The sequence below is a fragment of the Rhizomicrobium sp. genome (assembly GCF_056722145.1).
Genome location: NZ_JBWZET010000214.1, coordinates 1 through 5,810 on the forward strand (window position 1 = coordinate 1; position 5,810 = coordinate 5,810).

The following is a 5,810-nucleotide window of genomic DNA, read 5'->3' on the forward strand; positions in this document are numbered from 1 at the left end:
GCCAACTCCTTCAAGGCCAAGAAATGCTCCGGCATCGCCTTCTGGCTGGCCGCCGCCATCGCCGGCTATTGGAGCTTCGTGCTCGGCCTGTTCGTGCTGAACATCTACGTTTCCAAATAGGTCACAGCACCGTCAGCATACCCGCGACCAGCGGGTGCCGGACGATGTCGCAATCGGCAAGTCGCACCACCGCGATTTCCGGCACTTCCTCAAGCCGGTCGGCGACCTCTTTCAGGCCCGACAGGCCCGGCAACAGATCGGTCTGATCGGGATCGCCGGTGAGCACCATGGTGGAGCGCCAGCCGAGCCGCGTCAGCAGCATCTTGAGCTGGGTGTAGGTGCAGTTCTGCGCCTCGTCGATGACGATGAAGCAGTCGTTGAGCGTGCGACCGCGCATGTAGGCGACCGGCGCGATCTCTATGATGTTCTCCGCCACCAGCGCCTTCAGCCGCTTGGTGCCGAGCCGCTCGGTGAGGGCGTCGTAGAGCGGGCGAAGATAGGGCGCCAGTTTGTGTTCGAGGTCGCCGGGCAGGAAGCCGAGGCTTTCGCCGGCTTCCACCGCCGGTCGCGTCAGCACCACGCGGCTGACCCGTCCGGTTTCGAGCGCTTCCACCGCCTTGACGATGGCGAGGTAGGTCTTGCCGGTGCCGGCCGGCCCGAGCGCGACGGTGACCGCGCGTTCCTCGAGGGCATTCATCAACCGCTGTTGCGCCGGGCTCATCGCCCGCACGTTTTTCACATACTTGCGGTCGCGAGGCCCATCGTCACGCGGACTCCAGCCCCCCCGGGACGGAAACAACGGACGGACGTTTTCATTGTCCGAAATCGGAGATTTGTAACGCGCAGACCGTTTGGCCATGGATACTCCCTGGTCAACTTGCAAACGACGATGGATTTGTGAGGTGAGGAAACGTGACGGCGGCGAGGCCCGTGAAAACGCGAAATCTCAAACGTGCAACGCCGCACCGTCTATGCCCCCGCTGTGATCGAACTCGAATCACGAGAACAGCTTTAGGATAACAGAAGCGGATAGTGTGGGCGCCGCAAAAATCGCACTGTCACGCATCTGGCATAATGATGAACGAAGCGGCACACTCGACGCCCTAGTGCCGCAATATCAAGCAGTAATGGACATCAACGAATGCCGCTTTATGCGATCGACGGGATTTCGCCCGAACTTTCTTCCGACGGTGAATGCTACATCGCGCCGACTGCCGTGTTGATCGGGCGCGTGCGCATTTTGAAGAACGCCAGCGTCTGGTTCGGCGCCGTGCTGCGCGGCGACAACGACTGGATCACCATCGGCGAGGACTCCAACGTCCAGGACAACGCCGTGGTCCACGCCGACCCCGGTCAGCCGGTCGTGCTCGGACGCGGCGTTACGGTCGGCCATCGCGCCATCGTGCACTCGGCGACGGTCGGCGACTACAGCCTGATCGGCATGGGCGCGACGCTGCTCAACCGCGCCCGGGTCGGATCGTATTGCGTGATCGGTGCCGGGGCGCTGCTGGCCGAAGACAAAACCGTCGCCGACGGCATGCTGGCGCTCGGCACGCCGGCGCGCGCGGTGCGGGCGCTGGATGAGGAGCAGAAACGCCGGCTGGAAGGTTCGGCGGCAGTCTATGTCGCCAATGCACGGCGGTATTGCGCGCAGATTCCGCAACTGTAAGCGCCGCGAACGGTAGCGTTAACGCGGATTAAACAGATGCGGGCTACAAGGGATTTCCCTTACGGATTTTCCGGGATATGGCCTCGTCACCCGCCGCGCAGCTCTCCGAAATGGGCAAAGCCATGGTCGTCGCCGGCCTGGCTCTGCTGGTCGCGACGGCGGTGCTGCTGGTGTCGGCCGAACGCGACTTGCGGCACAGCAACGAAGCGGTCCAGCGTTCCAACGCTGCGCTGCTGCAGCTCGCCGAAATCGACGCCTTGGTGATCGGGGTGGACTTTTCGGCCCGCGGCTACGCCCTGACTGGCGAGCAGCTGTTCCTGGACCACGAGAACGAAAAGCAGCGCGACCTGCAGGTCGGGTTGGCGGAATTGGGCCGTCTGACCGACCCTAAGCACGCGGATGCCATCGCGGACTTGTCGCGCCGGATCGACCGGCACGCCGCGGTCTTTGCCGAGTTCGTGAAGATGGGCCCCGGCCACGCCAAAGAACTCGCCGTCGTGATCACCGACCCGGTCGAGCGCAAGAAACGCTACGACGTGCAAGCCTCGCTCAAGGCGTTGCATACCGTTTTGATGGCAGATCTGATTGGTCATCAGGCACAAGCTGAAAAGCAGCAGCGATACACGTTGATCCTGACCTTCGTGATCGTCGCTACGGCCTTCCTCGGCGGTCTCGCGGAGGTGGTGCTGAAGACGGTGCTGCGCCGCCGCCGCGGTTTCGGCCGCCGCGTCGCGAGCGTGGACAACTAAGCCGGTTCTGCCGATTGCGGGCGCTGCGCTTCCTGCCAGATGCGCCGGATGCGCGCGTCGTTCTCGAGGCCGTAATTGAACCACGCCGCCTTGTTGTGGGTCGCGTCGACGATGAACAGCATGTCGATGCGCCCGAGCCGCTGCACCAGCTTGTTGCGCAGCGCGTTGATCGTCATCTCGCTGGCGAGCAGCCACGCTTGCGGCATGATCGCGATCGCCTGGCCGCAGCGCATGATCTCCTGCTCGAGGCCGGTGATCGAGCGCGATTTCATTTCGGCGATGATGAGGAAGCGCGATTGCGGCGTCGCTTCCGGTTCGCGCACCGCATAGCCGGCGCCAAGATCGCCTTCGGCGGTGAAGAACACCGGACGCGGCGCCGCTGGTGCGGCGGGCCGGAACAGGGCGGCGAGTTCGTCGTGTTCGCCGGCCGGCCTGAAGCCGTTATTGCCTGCCGCCGCGACGAGGGAATGCGGCGCGAGACGGCCTTCAGACACGAATTGACGCATCTGCTCGAGCGCATAGGGCCCGAAGCAGCGGTCGTTCGCCTTGATGGTCCAAGTCGACGCCATGCGTGCCGGAATGAAAATTCAAATGCCTAAATTAGATTTGAATTGTTACTTAAACCTTTCCCGGCGGGGTGCGGAAAGAAAAGGCCCGGAATTCCAGGCCTTTAGCTTCGGGGTCGGCAATCGTATGTCAATCGTCGAAGTGCCAGTTGCCGTCGCGCTGGCGGCAGGCGGTGCCCGACCGGGTGAATGTCCGCCCGCGTGCATAGGTGGTTTCGGACCAGCTCCGGCACACGGTGCGGCCGCGGTAGAATTCGCGCTCGGGCGTGAAGTAGCCCCAGTTGTCGCCGTGGCGCCATTCGTAGCGGCGGCCGATATCGCCGTTCAGGCCGGTCGCGTAGGCGCGGAAGGCATAGGGATGGTCTTCGCACGGAATGTCGTGGCTGACCGCGTTGCCGAGCAGGCCGCCGAGGATGGCGCCGCCGACCACCGCGCCGCCGTTGCCGTGGCTGGCCGCACCGCCGATCAACCCGCCGGCGAGGGCGCCGAACAGCGTGCCGGCGACGTTATTGCCACTGCGGCAGCGGTCTTCGTAGTTGCCTTCCTGATAGGAATCGCCCGGCGGCGGGGGCGGCGGTGAATAATCCTGGGTGGTGTCGTTGCGATATTCATCGAAGCGGTGATAGCGCCCGTTGCGGTCGTAATAGCCGTCGTGATCGGCGCGGCTGTAATACCCGTCCGGATCGGCGCCGGCCGGCGGCCCCGGAGGCGGACCCCAGCTCGATTGCGCCAGCGCCGGCGTGGCGGCCATGAAGGCCAGGGCGGCACCCATCATCAGTCTCTTGATCACGCGAAGCTCTCCTCTCAAGGCGATGTTGGCGCTGAGCATCGTCCCATCAGGCTGAACCGCTCCTGAACGGATTGGGGCAGAATCCGGACGTGAAAAAAGCTTCAGACCCGCCCGAGCAGCACCAGGATGAGGACGATCACCAGCACCAGTCCGAGACCGCCGGACGGGTAATAGCCCCAACCCGAGGAATACGGCCACGAGGGAAAGGCGCCTATGACGAGAAGAATGAGAATGACGATCAGGACGAGGCCCATGTCTGCTCCACCGCTGCATTCAGCGACAGAAACGCCAGCGACGCGCCGATGGTTCCGCTGTCAGCGGGCGACTGCGGTACGCTTCATCAGCGCGACGTGTGACAGGCGCGACCGAGTTGCGCAGCCGTCGGATTGGGCACTAGGCGCTCGACGTCGGAGTGTGGTAGCGCTAACAGAATTCAACGGGCCAGAGCGCCCGCCACAGGGAGACGGGACATGGAAAAGCGCGCGCCGAACGGGCGGAAATATCTGTCGCAGCCGCTGGTCGAGGACATCTACACCGCGGACCCTTCCGCGCATGTCTTCGAGGGCAAAATCTACGTCTATCCCAGCCACGACATCGACGCCGGCGTGCCGGAAGACGATCTCGGCAGCCATTTCGCGATGGATGACTATGTCGTGCTGTCGATGGACGAAGTCGGCGGCCCGGTGACGGTCACTCCGGCGGTGCTGCATGTCAACGACGTGGCGTGGGCCGACAAGCAGATGTGGGCGCCCGATGCCGCGTACAAGGACGGCACCTATTTCCTGTACTTCCCCGCCAAGGGGCACGACGGCGCCTTCCGCATCGGCGTCGCGACCTCGACATCGCCGGTCGGTCCGTTCACGGCCGAGCCGGAAGCGATCAAGGGAAGCTTCTCGATCGATCCGGCGGTATTCGTCGACGACGACGGCGCGGCCTATATGTATTTCGGCGGCATCTGGGGCGGCCAGTTGCAGCGCTGGGCCACTGGCAAGTTCGATCCCAACGGCTCCAACACCGATCTCGGCGAGGACGACAAGCCGGCGCTGTGCGCTCAGGTGGCGAAACTGACGCCCGACATGAAGGAATTCGCGGAAAGCCCGCGCGACGTGGTGATCCTGGACGAGACCGGCAAGCCGCTGCTCACCGGCGACCACGACCGCCGCTTCTTCGAAGCCTCGTGGACGTTCAAGCGCGACGGCAAGTACTATTTCACCTATTCCACGGGCGATACGCACTTCCTCAATTACGCGACCGGGGACAATCCCTATGGCCCGTTCACCTACGGCGGCCACATCCTGTTGCCGGTGGAAGGCTGGACGACGCATCACTCGGTCGTCGCGCATAAGGGCAAGTGGTGGCTGTTCTACGCCGACAGCCAGATCTCGGGCAAAACCCACCTGCGCTGCGCCAAGGTCACCGAACTGACCTTCAACGCCGACGGCTCAATTCAGACGATCGATCCGTTTACGGATTGATTGACGCCGTCATCCTGAGCTCACGCGCCGTGCGTGCTTCGCGGGCCGGCCGCTTACAGATTTCACAGAACAATGAAATCAGGTTTGCGGCCGGCCACGTCAGCGTGACGGGGGGCGCGTGAGCCGCGAAGGATGACGTCGCCGCCGCCCGCGCCTACCGCTTCATTTCCGTCGCCCGCGCCAATCCTGCCACGATCGCCCGCCGCGCCGCATCGGCGTCGCCCCAGTCGCGGATCTTCGACCATTTGCCGGGCTCGAGGTCCTTGTAGTGCTGGAAGAAGTGCTCCACCTGGTCGCGCGTGATCACGGGCAGGTCGGTGTAATTGTGCACGCCCTCGTAGCGCAGCGTCAGGTGCGGCGAGGGCACCGCGATGATCTTCTCGTCCTCACCGCCGTCGTCTTCCATCCTGAGCATGCCGACGGGCCGCACATTGACGACCGCGCCCGGCACCAGCGCGCGGGTGTTGCAGACCAGCACGTCGACCGGATCGCCGTCGCCCGAGAGCGTGTGCGGGATGAAACCGTAATTGCCGGGATAGCGCATCGACGTGTGCAGGAAGC

General features: G+C 64.0%; 8 protein-coding genes. 3 read left to right on the top strand and 5 right to left on the bottom strand.

What is annotated here, in order from left to right; translation table 11 throughout:
- Nucleotides 1-121 precede the first annotated feature (121 nt).
- Nucleotides 122-859 carry a PhoH family protein gene (locus AC1P6P_RS11775; RefSeq protein WP_481402634.1) on the bottom strand — a complete coding sequence of 246 codons (738 nt, stop codon included), beginning with the start codon at nucleotides 857-859 and terminating at the stop codon, nucleotides 122-124.
- Nucleotides 860-1,141: 282 nt separating this feature from the next.
- Here AC1P6P_RS11775 and AC1P6P_RS11780 point away from each other — a divergent pair, with 282 nt between their 5' ends.
- Nucleotides 1,142-1,669 carry a gamma carbonic anhydrase family protein gene (locus AC1P6P_RS11780; protein ID WP_481402635.1) on the top strand — a complete coding sequence of 176 codons (528 nt, stop codon included), beginning with the start codon at nucleotides 1,142-1,144 and terminating at the stop codon, nucleotides 1,667-1,669.
- Nucleotides 1,670-1,746: 77 nt separating this feature from the next.
- Complete coding sequence (locus tag AC1P6P_RS11785) at nucleotides 1,747-2,418, top strand: CHASE3 domain-containing protein (protein ID WP_481402636.1); 672 nt, start codon at nucleotides 1,747-1,749, stop codon at nucleotides 2,416-2,418.
- Here the strand turns inward: AC1P6P_RS11785 and AC1P6P_RS11790 are convergent.
- From AC1P6P_RS11790 to AC1P6P_RS11800, 3 genes are all read right to left on the bottom strand, one after another.
- Nucleotides 2,415-2,987 (bottom strand): DUF4339 domain-containing protein, encoded by a 573-nt coding sequence (locus AC1P6P_RS11790; RefSeq protein ID WP_481402637.1) that lies wholly within the window; start codon nucleotides 2,985-2,987, stop codon nucleotides 2,415-2,417. The two genes, AC1P6P_RS11785 and AC1P6P_RS11790, sit on opposite strands and share 4 nt — an antisense overlap.
- A gap of 127 nt (nucleotides 2,988-3,114) precedes the next feature.
- Nucleotides 3,115-3,774 (bottom strand): hypothetical protein, encoded by a 660-nt coding sequence (locus AC1P6P_RS11795; protein ID WP_481402638.1) that lies wholly within the window; start codon nucleotides 3,772-3,774, stop codon nucleotides 3,115-3,117.
- Nucleotides 3,775-3,875: 101 nt separating this feature from the next.
- Nucleotides 3,876-4,028, bottom strand: a complete 153-nt coding sequence (locus AC1P6P_RS11800) for a DUF3309 family protein (RefSeq protein WP_481402639.1) — start codon at nucleotides 4,026-4,028, stop codon at nucleotides 3,876-3,878.
- Nucleotides 4,029-4,244: 216 nt separating this feature from the next.
- On the opposite strand from AC1P6P_RS11800, the gene AC1P6P_RS11805 reads away from it, so the two are divergent.
- On the top strand, nucleotides 4,245-5,249 hold the full coding sequence (locus AC1P6P_RS11805) for a glycoside hydrolase family 43 protein (RefSeq protein ID WP_481402640.1): 1,005 nt from the start codon (nucleotides 4,245-4,247) through the stop codon (nucleotides 5,247-5,249).
- A 154-nt stretch (nucleotides 5,250-5,403) separates the two neighbouring features.
- Here AC1P6P_RS11805 and ppa read toward each other — a convergent pair.
- Nucleotides 5,404-5,810 (bottom strand): inorganic diphosphatase (ppa, locus tag AC1P6P_RS11810; protein ID WP_481402641.1); only part of this gene is annotated, 407 nt, incomplete at its 5' end.